Origin of the sequence: Bacillus sp. FSL W8-0640 (genome assembly GCF_038007725.1) — a bacterium.
GTDB lineage: Bacteria > Bacillota > Bacilli > Bacillales > Bacillaceae_G > Bacillus_A > Bacillus_A cereus.
Map to the genome: position 1 here is coordinate 1,778,840 of NZ_JBBOXT010000001.1, position 15,573 is coordinate 1,794,412.

Below are 15,573 nucleotides of genomic sequence, written 5' to 3' on the forward strand. Positions count from 1 at the left end.
ATCTTATAGAGTGGAGGAAGCAACATGAAGAAATGGGTAAAGGTAACGCTGTCTATCACTGGAGGCATTGTCTTATTAGCGTGTGCTGGTGGATATTACGTGTATAAAAATTATTTTCCAAAGGAACCTGAGCGTATTGTATATGATAAAGAAAGAGTGCTACAACCGATACATAATCAGCTTAAAGGAATCAATATAGAAAATGTAAAGATAAAAGAAAAAGAAGTCGTAAATGCGACTGTAGATGAGCTTCAAAAAATGATTGATGATGGAAAGTTGTCATATGAAGAATTAACGAGTATTTATCTCTTTAGAATACAAGAACATGATCAAAATGGAATAACATTAAATTCTGTTACAGAGATAAATCCTAATGCGATGGAAGAAGCAAGAAAGTTAGATCAAGAGCGGGGTAGAAACAAAAATTCGAATTTATATGGTATTCCTGTCGTTGTAAAAGATAATGTACAGACGGAAAAAGTGATGCCGACTAGTGCAGGAACTTATGTATTAAAAGATTGGATTGCAGATCAAGACGCAACAATTGTGAAGCAGTTGAAAGAAGAAGGAGCATTTGTTTTAGGAAAAGCGAATATGTCTGAGTGGGCGAACTATTTATCTTTTACAATGCCAAGTGGGTATAGCGGGAAGAAAGGACAAAATTTAAACCCGTACGGTCCGATTACATTCGATACTTCAGGATCAAGTTCAGGATCTGCTACAGTAGTTGCAGCAGATTTTGCACCGCTTGCAATTGGAACAGAAACGACGGGATCGATTGTTGCACCCGCGGCGCAGCAATCAGTAGTTGGGTTACGTCCATCTTTAGGTATGGTAAGTAGAACAGGAATTATTCCGTTAGCTGAAACTCTTGATACAGCAGGACCTATGGCAAGAACGGTAAAAGATGCAGCAACATTATTTAATGCAATGATAGGTTATGACGAAAAAGATGTTATGACAGAAAAAATGAAAGATAAAGAAAGAATTGATTATACAAAGGATTTATCGATAGATGGATTAAAAGGGAAAAAGATAGGGCTTCTTTTTTCTGTAGACCAACAAGATGAAAATAGAAAAGCAGTAGCAGAAAAAATTAGAAAAGACCTTCAAGATGCAGGTGCGATATTAACTGATAATATCCAGTTAAGTGCTGAGGGTGTAGATAATTTGCAAACATTAGAATATGAGTTCAAGCATAATGTAAACGACTATCTTTCACAGCAAAAGAATGTACCGGTAAAATCGTTAGAAGAGATTATAGCGTTTAATAAAAAGGATAGTAAAAGACGAATAAAATACGGACAAACATTAATTGAAGGGTCTGAAAAATCTGTTATAACGAAAGAAGAGTTTGAAAACGTAGTGCAAACGAGTCAAGAAAATGCAAGAAAAGAGCTAGATAGGTATTTAGTAGAAAAAGGTTTGGATGCTCTAGTTATGATTAATAACGATGAAGTTCTTCTATCAGCTGTAGCTGGTTATCCGGAATTAGCGGTTCCTGCTGGATATGATAAAAATGGAGAACCAATCGGTGTAGTGTTTGTAGGGAAACAGTTTGGTGAAAAAGAGCTTTTCAATATTGGATATGCGTATGAACAGCAGTCTAAAAATAGAAAATTACCTAGTTTATAAAAGATTATATGAAAAATAACTGGAATCTAACAATATGAAAAGAAAAAAAGGATTCTTCTCAATTAGTAAGAAAGATTGTCTATAGGAGTTCATAAAATGTAATATATTCAATTTCCATCCATTGAAGGGGGAGGTTAATTCTTAATGAATGAAGTAAAGAGTTTTTTTCGAAGTAGAGGGTTTCAACGGTTTCTCGTTTTAATAATAGTAGCGCTTGTATTATACGCATTAAAAAGTATGATTAATTTAATATTAATTACGTTTATACTGACGTTTTTAATGGATCGATTTCAACGTTTTATTTCAAGAAAATTGAAAGTAAACCGGAAAATTGTTATTGCATGTTTATATATAATATTGGTTTCCTTTATAGGCACAACGTTATATAAATATTTACCTGTGCTGACGATACAAATTTCACAATTAATTTATCAGTTTAAACTATTTTTTCAAAATCCACCTGATAATGAAATCGTTAAATATGCACTTTCGACAATTAATGGGATGGAAGTATCAAAATATATAGAACAAGGTGTAGATGTCATCTATCAATCGATAGCAAATATAGGGAAGGTAAGTTTACAAATATTATTATCTCTAATTTTAAGCTTATTTTTCTTATTAGAAAAAGAGCGTATTATTACATTTACATCTAAGTTTAAAGATAGTAAGTTAAAAATCTTTTATGAGGAAATTGCATATTTTGGTGAAAGATTTGCAAGATCGTTCGGCAAAGTAATTGAGGCTCAGTTTTTAATTGCCGTTGTAAATTGTATTCTTACTGTCATTGCATTAATCGTTTTAGGATTTCCACAGCTACTTGTATTAGCTGTTATGATTTTCTTACTAGGGTTGATTCCTGTTGCAGGTGTGATTATTTCTTTGTTTCCACTTTGTATCATTGCTTACAACGTAGGCGGAGTTATGTACGTAGTATACATACTCGTATTCATAACAGTAATCCATGCTCTTGAAAGTTATTTTTTAAATCCGAAGTTTATGTCTGCAAAAACAAATTTACCAATATTCTACACATTTATGATTCTTATCTTCTCAGAGCATTTCCTCGGAATATGGGGGCTTATTATCGGGATACCAATCTTTATCTTTTTATTAGATGTACTTGATATAAATAATGAGGATGCGACTAAAAAATAAGAAATGATAGAAAATCACTAAAAAGTCATAGGAGATAATTAAGATAAAAAGCAATCCAAAATAAATTGGATTGCTTTTTATCTTAATTAAAGAACCGGAGCCATTGTTTCTTTCAATACTTGAACAGAGTGGTCGAATTTTAATTCTTCATCTTCACTTAATTCAACCTCTAAAATTTCACGAACACCGCCGCGATTTAAAACAGCAGGTACCCCGATATAAACATCTTTTTGACCGTATTGACCTTCTAAGTAAGCTGATACAGTTAATACACTATTTTCGTCGTTTAAAATTGCTTTTGTAACACGTAGAAGTGACATACCGATACCATAATAAGTTGCGCCTTTACGCTCAATAATATGGTAAGCTGCATCACGGACGTTTATGAAAATTTTGTCTAAATCTTCTTGATTATACGTGTTGTCTTTTTCAAGCAGTGTTTGTAGTTTTTGGATACCAACGGAAACATGGCTCCAAACTGGAAGTTCAGTATCGCCGTGTTCTCCGATAATATAAGCGTGAATGTTGTGTGGACCAATATCGAAGTACTCACCTAACATATAGCGGAAACGAGCAGAATCAAGCGTTGTACCAGAACCGATTACACGTTCTTTCGGTAAACCAGATTCTTTCCAAGTTACATAAGTTAAAATATCTACAGGGTTTGTTGCGATTAAGAAGATGCCATCAAATCCGCTATCCATAATACTGCGAACGATTTGTTTAAAGATTTTGGCGTTTTTCTCAACTAAATCTAAACGTGTTTCGCCTGGCTTTTGTGGTAATCCAGCTGTAATAACTACAAGGTCAGCATCTTTACAATCTTCGTAGCTGCCTTTCCATACTCTAGTTGGAGCTGGGGCGAATGGAACAGCATGACTTAAATCCATTGCTTCCCCTTCAGCTTTTGCTTCATTTACATCGACTAAAACAAATTCTTCAGCTACGGCTTGGTTAATCATGCAGTAAGCATAACTACATCCAACTGCTCCTGTTCCTACTAATACAACACGGTTAATACCTTTTTTCATTTCAAAATTCCTCGCAATTTCATTGGTTTTGTTATGTAAGATAATACGTCTTACTTCTATAGAGTCATATCTAGTTTATTACATTTTATAAAAGATATTCAAGTATTTGAAAATGTATCCGTGCAAATCTGCGAACAAAACATAGGAATTCAGTGAACCGAATATAATTCAGTAAAATCCTTTGTAAAAGGGGAAATGGTATGGGGAACCCATTAACAATGGAAGAAATGCTTCATATTATTCATGCAGGGCTTGTTAAAAAGAATAACCCAAAACGGATTACGATTGCAGGTGCAGGGATTTCTGGATTAGTTGCAGGTTCTTTATTAAAAGAGGCTGGGCACGAAGTAACGATTATAGAAGCAAATAACAGAATAGGTGGCAGAGTGTATACGATTCGGGAACCATTTAGTGTGGGTTTATATTTTAATGCGGGACCGATGAGAATCCCTGACACCCATAAGTTAACCTTAGCGTATATTCATAAATTTAAACTACCTTTAAACCTTTTTATAAATAAAACTTTTGCAGATATCATTTATACGAATAACATTCAAACGAGATTGAATGTGTTTGAAAATGATCCAAGTGTACTTGAATATCCGGTTTTGGATAAAGAAAGAGGAAAAACGGCAGAAGAGCTAATGATTGAGGTATTAGAACCAATACTAAATTATATTAAGAAGGATCCTGATAAAAACTGGCTTATCGTTGAAAAAAAGTATAAAACGTATTCGCTTGGTTCATTTTTAATGGAGTATTATTCAGATGGTGCAATAGATATGATTGGGGTACTTCTTGATATGGAAGCTTATATGGGAATGTCCTTAATTGAAGTATTACGTGAAATGATTTTCTTTACTTCAACAACGAAATATTATGAAATAACTGGTGGAATGGATAAGTTATCGAATGCATTCTTACCACAATTAAGGGAACATATTTTAATGCAGTATAAGGTTGATAAAATTATACAAGAAGATAATAAAGTAATGTTACAAGGAAATCATGAACAAACGTTAGAGCAATTTACAATAACAAGTGATTTTGCTATTATTACAATTCCATTTTCAGCGTTAAGGTTTGTAGAAGTTCAGCCATACTATTTATTCTCTTATTTTAAAAAAAGAGCAATTCGTGAATTAAATTATATTGCTGCAACTAAAATTGCAATAGAGTTTAAAAGTAGATTTTGGGAGAAAGCGGGACAGTGTGGAGGTAAATCTATTACTGATTTACCGATACGTTTTACATACTATCCGAGTTATGGCATTCATACTCCAGGACCAGCTATCGTTATAGCAAGTTATACGTGGGCAGATGAGGCGTTAACATGGGATAGTCTCCCGCAAAGAGATCGTATTCGTTACGCATTAAAAAATTTAGCGGAAATATACGGTGACATCGTCTATAGTGAGTTTGTCACTGGAACATCTTTTAGCTGGAGTAAAAATCCGTATTCTTGCGGTGCATTTACAGCTTTCGAACCAGGCCAAGAGCTCGAGTTATTTCCGTATATTACACCACCATCTGGAAAAGTACACTTTGCAGGAGAGCATACGACATTAACACATGGATGGATGCAAGGGGCAATTGAGTCTGGAGTTAGAGTTGCATATGAAGTAAATGAACAGTGAATCTCTTATATTTACAAATGGTCATTCTTTTAATAAAATGATAAATATAAATCGTAATTATTACGCTTTGAATACATTTGAAGTAAAGAAATGGATGGTCGGTTGAATGAATAAAGTGGAGATTCATATATTAGGTGGTTTTTTAGGTAGTGGAAAATCAACATTATTACAAAATTTATTGTTAGCAGAGAAAAAGAAGAATAGAAAAGTTGCAGTATTAATGAATGAAATTGGTGAATACTCGGTAGATACAGATATTATTGGAAAAGAGAATGTTTTAAGAGAACTTCTTAAAGGATGTATTTGTTGTACATTAAAAGAAGAGCTTGAAATACAATTACATTCGTTATACCAACAAGAAAGACCAGATGTAATTTATATAGAAACGACAGGTGTTGCGCATCCAATTGAAGTGTTAGACGCGTGTGTCTCGCCAATTTTAGCTCCTTTTCTGGAAGTGAAATCAATTGTAGTCGTTTTAGATGCAGTAAGGTGGTTAAACCGAAGTATATTAAGTGCAAATGTACAACAGCTATTGCATGAGCAACTTAAATTTGGTAGTCACATTCTTGTTAATAAAGCAGATTTACTAACAGATGAAGATAAGAACACAGTATTTGAAGAAGTAAAGGCAATAAATGATCATGCGAAAATGTATGAGACAAAGTATTGTAATATATCTTTAAAAGATATAGAAGAAGCAGAATTTCCAAATGATGAGGAACATGAGACACTACATGTCAAACAGCATTTACATATACAAACGATGACATATCAATTTACGAAACCGATTGATCAAGACAAATTATATGAATGGCTTTCGAATTTACCAGATAGTATTTATCGAGTGAAAGGTTTTGTGAAATTCCGTGGAGATAAATACCCTCACCTATTCCAATATTCGTTCGGAGTACCAACTTTATTAGAACAAGACTTCGGTTTCCCGACAAACTTAGTAGTAATAGGAGAAGGACTAGATAAGAAACAATTGGCTGAAGGGTTAGAGAAAGTAGAACTTAACTCTAATTAAGGTGAAAAGACTAACTTAAAAAATAAGTTAGTCTTTTTGTATGATCATTACTGAAATGAAACAGTATTTTCAATTGGATTGCAGAATATATATTGATTGTATGTCCGTTTCCATTACATAGGAAGGTGATTATATATTTGTGCCGAATGTAGAGGGTACTACAAGAGTTTTCCATTATCTATCGAATTAGTTAGTCATGATTACGGACAGGGGATTTTGGCGTGTTTGATTCTATCAGAAAGTAAAGTATGGGGAGGATCACAATGTCGATGAAAAAACGTAAGTGGCTAAAGACAATGTTTACTGGTTGTGTTTTAGGTTCGTTATTAATAACGGCAGCTTGTTCAGGAAAGAAAACAAGTACAGAGGATGAAAAAACGATTAAGGTAGGAGTCCTTGCTTCTTTAACAGGACCGCTAGAATCGTATGGAAAACAAACAGTGAACGGATTTGAATTAGGGTTAGATTATGCAACTGGTGGAACTGGGAAAGTAGATGGGAAAAAGATTAAGTTTGTTGTAGAAGATACAGAAACGAAAGCGGATGTAGCAGTTAAAAAAGCTACGAAGTTATTAGAAGAAGAGAAAGTTGATTTTTTAGTTGGATCGTCTAGTTCAAGTGATACGTTAGCGGTTTTACCACTGGCCGGGGAATATGAAAAGATTATGGTTGTAGAACCGGCAGTTGCGGATAGTATTACCGGGAAGAACTGGAATAAATATATTTTTAGAACTGGAAGAAGTTCCTCACAAGATGCGATTGCAGGAGCAGCAGCAATTGCGAAAAAAGATGTAAAGATTGCGACATTTGCCCCAGATAACGCTTTTGGTCGTGAAGGGATTGCTGCATTTAAAGCGGGTGCGAAAAAATTAGGTGCGAGCATTGTGAATGAGCAATACGCGGATACAAATTCAACAGATTTTACAGCGAATATTCAAAATATCATTAGTTCAAAACCAGATTATTTATTTATCGTTTGGGCAGGGGCAAATTCACCTTGGAAACAGTTGAAAGATATGAATGTGGAAGCGCAAGGTATTAAAATTTCTACAGGTGCGCCAGATATACCAGCATTAAAAACAATGGATGCATTAGTAGGTATGCAAGGTTTTTCTGTATATTATCACACACTTCCAAAAAATAAAGTGAATGATTGGCTAGTTGAAGAGCATAAAAAACGTTTTAATGGTGTAGTGCCAGATTTGTTTACAGCGGGAGGAATGTCAGCAGCAATTTCTATTGTAGAAGCCTTAAAGAAAACAAAAGGTGATACAGATGTAGATACCTTGATTAAGAAAATGGAAGGAATGGAATTTGATACACCGAAAGGAAAGATGAAGTTTAGAGAGAAGGACCACCAAGCGATGCAGACGCTGTATTCTATCACATTGAAAAAGCAAGATGGTGTTGATTATCCGGTGCCAGTGTTAGAGCGAGAATTAACGATGAAAGAAACAGAACCACCAGTTCAAAATAAATAGACTGAATTTTCTGTTGTTTTTGTATAAAGAGGGGGGACCCTCTTTATACATATTTCCTTCATACTCACGGCTTTAAAGGGAGGGATTTCGTGACACATTTGCTAGAGACGAAAAATCTTAGTGTATCTTTTGGTGAACATCAAGTTATTAAAGATGTAAATTTAACTGTCCAAAAAGGAAAGCTCATTTCTATTATCGGGCCAAATGGTGCGGGGAAGACAACATTATTTAATTTACTAAGTGGACAGATTTCACCTACAACAGGTGAAGTGTATTTTAAAGGGCAAGATATTACAAAACTATCGATTTCAGATCGAACACGCTTAGGAATCGGTCGCTCTTTTCAGCTTACAAACATATTCCCAGAATTAACGGTACTTGAAAATGTCCGTTTAAGTGTTCAATCATTCGTACAAGATTACTATAGTTTTTTCCCGAGTTCAGCAAAATTAAAGCAACAAGTTGGAGAGGCGAGACGTTTCTTAAAAACAGTATTACTTCACGAGAAAGAGAACATATTAGCGAAAGATTTGGCACATGGAGAGAAAAGAAAGCTAGAACTTGCGATGTTATTGGCTTTAAAAACGGATGTGTTATTACTTGATGAGCCGACGGCAGGTATTTCGGTTGAGGAAGTCCCTGCTATATTACAAGTGATTGAAAATATTAAGAAACATCCAGAGAGCACAATTGTACTTATCGAACACAAAATGGATATGATACTAGGTTTGTCAGATCATCTTATCGTTTTATTTCATGGAGAGTTATTGGCTGAAGGATTGCCAGAAGAAATTATGAAAGATGAGCGTGTACAAAGTGCTTATTTAGGGGGATTATATAGTGGCACTATTACAAGTGAATAATATAGAAACGTATTTAGATCAGTTTCATATTTTGCAAGGAGTATCTCTTGCTGTTGAGAAAGGGACGATTACTGTACTGTTTGGTAGAAACGGGGCAGGGAAAACAACGACATTACGTTCAGTTATGGGATTTCACCGCATTGCAGATGGTGAAATTTATTATGATAGTGCAAAAGTAAGTGGATTACCTACACATTTAATTTCAAGGAAAGGAATAGGGTATGTACCAGAAAATCAAGGTATTTTTCATGATTTGACAGTAGAAGAAACATTCGCTCTTGCTAGGGGAAAAGGTGAGGAAGTAGAAGGGAAAATAGAGTGGATGCTGGAACTATTTCCGGATTTAAAGCAGTTTTGGAATAAGAAAAGTGGGCTCTTGAGCGGAGGGCAAAAGCAAATGTTGGCTATTTCAAGAGCGTTTATTAATAGTGATGGATTATTACTTATTGATGAGCCGAGCAAAGGGCTATCCCCGATAATGGTGGAGAAATTAATGGTAGCTATTTTGAAGATGAAAGAGAAAACAACAGTTTTACTTGTTGAGCAAAATTTTATGATGGCTAGTCAAATTGGTGATTATTTTTACATTATGGATAACGGACGAATTGTTCATAACGGTTTTATGAATGAATTAAAAAAGGATAAGGAAATGTGTCATAAATATTTAGGAATCTCTTAACATGAATCCGAGGTGAAAAGGATGGATGTGTTAATCAATTTATTTGTAAATGGGATTTCAACAGGGATGCTCATTTTTTTGTTAGCATCAGGTCTTTCACTTATTTTCGGTCTAATGAGCGTTTTAAACTTTGCACACGGTGGTTTATTTGCATGGGGAGCATTTACAGGTGTTTGGTTATTTAATATGACAGGAAGTTATATATTAGCTTTAGTTGGAGCAGTAGCCATGGGAATGTTCCTAGGATTTATTTTAGAAAGGTTTCTTATTAGACCGGTATATGGAAATCATGTTCGACAGCTGCTCGTTACGCTTGGAGGAATGCTCGTTCTTAGTGAGTGTATTAAAATATTTTGGGGGCCAAACCCTATTAGTGCAAAATTACCGTTATGGTTACAAGGAAGTTTTACATTCGGAGGTATTATATTAATTAAATATCGTCTATTTGTTATTTTGATTGGGATAATTATTTACATCGCACTACTACTATTACTCAAAAAGACGAAGATAGGTCTTATGATCCGTGCAGGTGTAATGGATAAAGAAATGGTTCAAGCGCTTGGTATTAATGTAAAAGCGATATTTTCTTTCGTCTTTTTATTAGGAGCAGGGATGGCAGCTTTGGGAGGATTCTTATTAGCACCGTATTCGGGCGTTATTTTCGCCGAGATGGGCATGCAGTATGCAATTTTAGCTTTTATAGTAGTAATTATCGGTGGATTAGGAAGCGTACAAGGTTCAGCTATTGCTTCTTTAATTGTCGGATTAGCTGGTGCTTTTACAGCGTATTTTATACCAGATTTATCACTTGCAATTAATATGTTAATGTTACTATTTTTCTTAATAGTGAAGCCAACTGGACTTGTTGGTGAAAAGGGGTGAAATGGTGAACAACACATCGGACCGAATTAAAGTATACTTCGGAGTATGTATGCTCATTTGTTTAAGTGTATTTCCGTTCGTAAATGATTCACGGAGCCTGTTAATTTTGTTCACTCAAATCTTCATCTTTGCTATTTTTGCAATGAGTTTTGATGTATTGCTTGGGTATACAGGAATTGTATCGTTCGGTCATTGTATGTTCTTTGGGATAGGAGCATATGGGGTAGCGCTTTTATTTGATCGACAAGGCGTATCAATAACGAACTTTTTAATTGGAATAGTAGCTGCAATTATCGTTTCAGCAATCGTTAGTTATATAATTGGTTTGCTTTCTTTACGATTGAAAAGTCATTTTTATGCAATGTTAACACTTGCTATTTCACAGTTGTTTTTCGTCCTTGCTGAAAAATGGCGTGGGCTCACTCACGGAGGAGATGGTTTTACATTTGGGGTACCAGAAATATTCCGTGATCGTTTTACTTTTTATTATGTATCACTTGTATGTTTATGCTTCATTTTTATTCTATTACGTCTTTTTACAAAGTCTTCTATTGGGAAAGTATTAAAGGCAATTTCACAAAATGAACAACGTGTTGAAGCACTTGGATATAAAGTCCTCCATTATAAAATAATCGCAAGTGTAGTGGCAGGAATAGTAGCTGCAATTAGCGGTGGTTTATTTGTTATTACATTACGCTTTGTCAATACGACTGTATTTTCAATTGAAATGACACTAAATGCACTCTTGATGACAATGATTGGAGGAGTCGGAACATTAATTGGAGCTATTGCTGGATCTGGGATTATTGAATCCCTAAAATATTATTTATCAGAACTAGCGACGGAATATCCGATTTTTGAAAGATGGACGATTATTCTAGGTTTATTGTATATTATCGTGCTACTCGTTTTTCCGAAAGGATTGGTTGGGACGGTTAAGGGACTGAAGAATATGAAACGGAATAAGAAGGAGAAAAGTGCAGAAGTGGAGCAAAATGTGTGAAAAATCAATTGTATAGAATATGAAAATCCCTCTTTTAGATTCATAAAGGAGGGATTTTTTTATTAACCAAATAGTTCATCAGGGATTTGTTTGAAAGAGTTTTGATTTGTAAAAAAATGAACAGCTAATTTCTCAACTGGAACATCTTCAATTGGTACCAATTTATCATTTTTAATCGGCAAAAAGGCTATCCCTTTTCCGTCCTGAATAAACTCTTCCATAAGCGAATAAGAATCTAATTGTTGAAGTTGACGCTGAGATAAATTATTTTCTTTTAGAAATTGTATCGTCTTATTTCTAAAAGGACACTTTTTGTCATTACTAACGAAGAAGAGTTCCTTTGAATAGTCAATGATACATTTTTCTTGATCTTTTAGTAAGCCTATAGAAATTGAAGTAGTAAATACTTTTTTAAAACCTGCACCAGAATCATCCTCATAAGTGATGACCATATCAACTTTTTGTTGCTGCAGTAATTTTGGCAAATGACTACTATTTTCTACATATATTTGATAATTCATGAAATTTTCTTTAATACGCTTACTTAAATAATTAGTCAAAATCGATTGTGACGTCGCGATTATATAAGAAGACCCACTTGTTTTAATTTTATCTTTCGCTTCTTCTAATAGAGTTAATATTTGATTCGTGTAATCTAATAAAATGTCACCAGAAGGTAATAAGGAAACGCCTTTGTTATCTCTATGTAGTAAAGGCGTTTCTAATTCTTGTTCTAATTTTTTGATTCGCTCAGTTACGTTCGGTTGAACATAACCTAACTCTTTAGCAGCTTTACTAATAGAACCCTCACTGGCTACAGTTTTGAATATAATAAGATCATTTATTTCCATATATCTCAGCCCCTTATGCACTATCATTATAAATGATACCAAACATAATTTATACCTATTTTACGTTAGCTACTTATCGATTTATCATAATGTATATAAGATTGAAAGCGAGTGATAAACATGATTGGAATGCAATATAAGGTCATTTTGCCAAAGGATTATGACATGGAAATTATTAAGAAAAGGGTAAAGGATAATGGTTATAAAACTGATGGTTTCCAAGCACTAAATTTTAAAGCTTATTTAATTACGGAAACGGAGAAAGACGGGAATTTTTATAACTGCTATGCACCTTTATATATTTGGAATGGTCATGAAGGGATGAATAAATTTATCTTTGAAGGGTATTACGATAACATTTTACAATCTTTTGGATGGCAACAAATACATATAGGTGTTCCATTAGTGGTTAATCTAAGTGATGGATTTAAGAAAAGTAGATATGTTGTTGAATATGCAGGAAGTATTTCTCAAAGTAAAACACTGATTGGGACTCAATTAAGCACTATGAATGAAGATGTACAAAACAACGAAAAGTGTTTAGGGAATGTAATCGTTTATAATCCGGATAAATGGGGGTATAGTAGGTTTAATTTTTATGAGGAGAAGCCTGAAATTGCAGTGAATAAAGGTGTTACAGTATATGAGATTTTACACATTTCACGATGAAATTTTGTTGCATATTAAAAATAAGAAAAGGAATGAAAGTCTATGCCTTTTGTGAAGATTTATTATCCTGAAAACATATTAAATGAAGAAGAGTTGGAAAAAATGGGTGAATGTATCCATCTTTCATTAATTGAACATTTTAACATCCCTGAAAATGATTATTTTCAAATGTTCTTACCTTACCAAGAAAACAAATTTTTATATAATCCATATTATTTGTTGGAAAGAGGAGAAAAGAGAACAGAGAATATGATTTATGTTTCTATTACATGTGGACCGGGAAGAACAGTGCAACAGAAAAAAGATTTGTATCAATCGGTATCCTTAAAAATTACGGAATATTCCGATGTTAAAACTTCGGATATTTTTATTACATTAAATGAGACAGCTGCTGAAAACTGGTCATTTGGTCAAGGAATAGCACAAATGGTGAAAATAAAGGGAGAAAAAAATGAACTTATTGAAGTACATATTAAAAAGAAAATGAGAGAAATGTCACCTGCATTTGCTCATTATAGTGAAAAGATATTATTTGAGGAAGTGTGGCGGGATGCCACTTTAACATTAAGAGAAAGAAGCTTGTGTACTGTGTCAGCACTAATCAGTCTCGGTAATACAGAACAATTACAATTTCATCTGAAGCTAGCTAAACAAAATGGGGTTATGGAGAATGAATTGGTTGCATTAATAACACATATGGCTTTTTACGTTGGTTGGCCAAAAGCTATGGCAGCTTTAAATATAGTAATGAATGAAAGGCAAAGTTAAGAATAATGATAAGTAAGAATTCATGTTTATATGAATTCTTACTTATCATTATTTATGCAATACTCTATCGATATATTTATTACATTTTTTCTTGCTTTTTTATCACTTGCGTAGTAAAGTGATAGTAAGATGAACGCTAGGAAGTGACAAAACATGCGTGATAATACGATAGGATCATTAATATGGTTACGTTTAATACGATTTACGAACCAAAGTAATCAAATGTCAAATGAGTTTTTAAAACGTTTTGATTTAACGACAGCTCAATTTGATGTGCTTTTGCAAATACGTACGTATCAGCCACTAACACAAATGGAGTTAGCTGAAAAGGTAACTGTTACACAAGGTGGTATTTCTCGAATGTTAACTCGTCTTGAGAAAGAAGGATATATTGTACGAAAACAAGATTGGAAAACGAAAACAATTAGTCTTACAGAGCAAGGGGAATCGGCCTTAGAGAAAGCATTGCCAGAGCAACTTGCATTTCAATCTTCGTTTTTTGATGATGTATTAAATGAAGAAGAGCAGAAAATATTATACGAGCTAATGACGAAAGTTCATAAGCATAGTGAAAAAAAAGAATTACCGCAAGAGTAATTTTTTTTACACTATCAATTGACTAATCAAGTGAAGGCGTAGGTAATACGGAGATATACCTGACTTACCAACGTTTTTAGAAAAAAACTAATACTACTTTATTAAAGGGGAGAGTAACTATGGAAAAATACCGTATAGATATAAGAAAAGGAATTGAGTTTGGATTATATTCAATTGGTGATCATGTTTTAAATCCACATAATGGGGAGAAAATTACGCCAGAGAAAAGAATTCACGAACTAATTGAAACAGCTAAGTTAGCAGATGAGGCAGGGCTTGATGTGTTTGCTGTCGGTGAAAGTCATCAAACGCATTTTACAACACAAGCTCATACAGTTATTTTAGGAGCTATTGCACAAGCTACGAAAAATATAAAAATTGCAAGTTCAGCAACGATATTAAGTACATCTGACCCAGTTCGAGTATATGAGGATTTCGCTACAATTGACTTGATTTCTAATGGACGTGCAGAAATTGTGGCTGGTCGTGGATCTCGTATTGGGGGATATAGTTTACTTGGTTATGACGTGAATGATTATGAAGAATTATTCGAAGAGAAGATGGATCTTTTATTAAAAATTAATAACGAGGAACATGTAACATGGAATGGACAGTTCAGAGCACCGCTCGCACATGCATCGGTTATTCCGAGAGCGAAAAATAATAACTTACCAATTTGGCGTGCGGTTGGAGGTCCACCAGCTAGTGCAATTAAAGCGGGACGCGCGGGTGTACCAATGATGATAACAACACTTGGTGGTCCAGCAATTAACTTTAAAGTGTCAGTAGATGCTTACCGCGAGGCGGTTGTACAAAGTGGATTTGATTCAGCTAGTCTACCAGTTGCGACAACGAGTTTATTTTATACGGCAAAAAATTCACAAGATGCACTTAGTGAATATTACCCTCACATTAATGCTGGTATGCTTACACTGCGCGGTGGTGGGTATCCGAAACAGCAATTTACAAATGCAATAGATTACCGTGATGCTTTAATGGTTGGTAGCCCACAACAAATCATTGAGAAAATGCTGTACCAATATGAATTATTTGGCCAACAACGCTTTATGGCACAAATTGATTTTGGCGGTGTACCATTTGATAAAATTGAGAAAAATATTGAATTAATTGCTACTGAAATTTTACCAGCCGTTAGAAAACATACAGCAAAATAAATAAAAAAACTGAGAGTCTAATCGACTTTCAGTTTTTTTATTTGTTCTGGAAAAATGACAAAAAAATGAACTTTTAGTCGAGGAAGAGGGAAGTTATTTTCTATTTTTGAATAA

Annotated in this window: 15 protein-coding genes and 1 pseudogene; 14 read left to right on the forward strand and 2 right to left on the reverse strand. The window is 34.1% G+C overall.

The window, feature by feature from the left end; all coding sequences use genetic code 11:
- Nucleotides 1-24 precede the first annotated feature (24 nt).
- Both N2V80_RS09305 and N2V80_RS09310 read left to right on the forward strand, forming a co-directional pair.
- Nucleotides 25-1,635, forward strand: coding sequence for an amidase family protein (locus N2V80_RS09305; RefSeq protein WP_000759469.1), 1,611 nt, complete (start codon nt 25-27; stop codon nt 1,633-1,635).
- 144 nt (nt 1,636-1,779) lie between these two features.
- Nucleotides 1,780-2,793, forward strand: coding sequence for an AI-2E family transporter (locus N2V80_RS09310; protein ID WP_001006597.1), 1,014 nt, complete (start codon nt 1,780-1,782; stop codon nt 2,791-2,793).
- 86 nt (nt 2,794-2,879) lie between these two features.
- Here the strand turns inward: N2V80_RS09310 and N2V80_RS09315 are convergent, their stop codons facing one another.
- On the reverse strand, nt 2,880-3,824 hold the full coding sequence (locus N2V80_RS09315; RefSeq protein ID WP_000715321.1) for an L-lactate dehydrogenase: 945 nt from the start codon (nt 3,822-3,824) through the stop codon (nt 2,880-2,882).
- Nucleotides 3,825-4,024: 200 nt separating this feature from the next.
- Between N2V80_RS09315 and N2V80_RS09320 the strand changes: the two genes are divergently transcribed.
- The 7 genes from N2V80_RS09320 to N2V80_RS09350 all read left to right on the forward strand — a co-directional run bounded on the left by N2V80_RS09320 (nt 4,025) and on the right by N2V80_RS09350 (nt 11,399).
- On the forward strand, nt 4,025-5,461 hold the full coding sequence (locus N2V80_RS09320; RefSeq protein WP_000528025.1) for a flavin monoamine oxidase family protein: 1,437 nt from the start codon (nt 4,025-4,027) through the stop codon (nt 5,459-5,461).
- A gap of 106 nt (nt 5,462-5,567) precedes the next feature.
- Nucleotides 5,568-6,491 (forward strand): CobW family GTP-binding protein, encoded by a 924-nt coding sequence (locus N2V80_RS09325; RefSeq protein WP_001044941.1) that lies wholly within the window; start codon nt 5,568-5,570, stop codon nt 6,489-6,491.
- Between the two features lie 263 nt (nt 6,492-6,754).
- The gene (locus tag N2V80_RS09330; RefSeq protein WP_000062003.1) at nt 6,755-7,972 is read left to right on the forward strand and encodes a substrate-binding domain-containing protein; all 1,218 of its coding nucleotides are present in this window, start codon (nt 6,755-6,757) and stop codon (nt 7,970-7,972) included.
- A gap of 89 nt (nt 7,973-8,061) precedes the next feature.
- On the forward strand, nt 8,062-8,835 hold the full coding sequence (locus tag N2V80_RS09335) for an ABC transporter ATP-binding protein (protein WP_000149337.1): 774 nt from the start codon (nt 8,062-8,064) through the stop codon (nt 8,833-8,835).
- Nucleotides 8,813-9,514 (forward strand): ABC transporter ATP-binding protein, encoded by a 702-nt coding sequence (locus N2V80_RS09340; RefSeq protein WP_001196696.1) that lies wholly within the window; start codon nt 8,813-8,815, stop codon nt 9,512-9,514. The genes N2V80_RS09335 and N2V80_RS09340 overlap by 23 nt, the downstream gene beginning before the upstream one ends.
- 21 nt (nt 9,515-9,535) lie before the next feature.
- Nucleotides 9,536-10,396, forward strand: a complete 861-nt coding sequence (locus tag N2V80_RS09345) for a branched-chain amino acid ABC transporter permease (RefSeq protein WP_000382787.1) — start codon at nt 9,536-9,538, stop codon at nt 10,394-10,396.
- 49 nt (nt 10,397-10,445) lie between these two features.
- Entirely contained in the window at nt 10,446-11,399 is a 954-nt protein-coding gene (locus N2V80_RS09350) for a branched-chain amino acid ABC transporter permease (RefSeq protein ID WP_002102967.1), read from the forward strand.
- 62 nt (nt 11,400-11,461) lie between these two features.
- On the opposite strand, the gene N2V80_RS09355 is transcribed toward N2V80_RS09350, so the two are convergent.
- A complete protein-coding gene (locus N2V80_RS09355; protein WP_000405005.1) occupies nt 11,462-12,250 on the reverse strand; it encodes a LysR family transcriptional regulator in 789 nt (262 codons plus the stop codon).
- Nucleotides 12,251-12,370: 120 nt separating this feature from the next.
- Between N2V80_RS09355 and N2V80_RS09360 the strand changes: the two genes are divergently transcribed.
- The 5 genes and pseudogenes from N2V80_RS09360 (at nt 12,371) to N2V80_RS09380 (ending at nt 15,459) form a co-directional block, all read left to right on the forward strand.
- Nucleotides 12,371-12,919, forward strand: coding sequence for a DUF4865 family protein (locus N2V80_RS09360; protein WP_000579894.1), 549 nt, complete (start codon nt 12,371-12,373; stop codon nt 12,917-12,919).
- Nucleotides 12,920-12,961: 42 nt separating this feature from the next.
- Nucleotides 12,962-13,375, forward strand: a pseudogene (locus N2V80_RS09365) (tautomerase family protein); the annotation flags it as partial.
- Between the two features lie 27 nt (nt 13,376-13,402).
- A complete protein-coding gene (locus N2V80_RS09370; protein WP_223272771.1) occupies nt 13,403-13,687 on the forward strand; it encodes a carboxymuconolactone decarboxylase family protein in 285 nt (94 codons plus the stop codon).
- Between the two features lie 153 nt (nt 13,688-13,840).
- Nucleotides 13,841-14,284, forward strand: a complete 444-nt coding sequence (locus N2V80_RS09375; protein ID WP_001205528.1) for a MarR family winged helix-turn-helix transcriptional regulator — start codon at nt 13,841-13,843, stop codon at nt 14,282-14,284.
- A gap of 119 nt (nt 14,285-14,403) precedes the next feature.
- A complete protein-coding gene (locus N2V80_RS09380; protein WP_000417539.1) occupies nt 14,404-15,459 on the forward strand; it encodes an LLM class flavin-dependent oxidoreductase in 1,056 nt (351 codons plus the stop codon).
- Nucleotides 15,460-15,573: the final 114 nt, after the last annotated feature.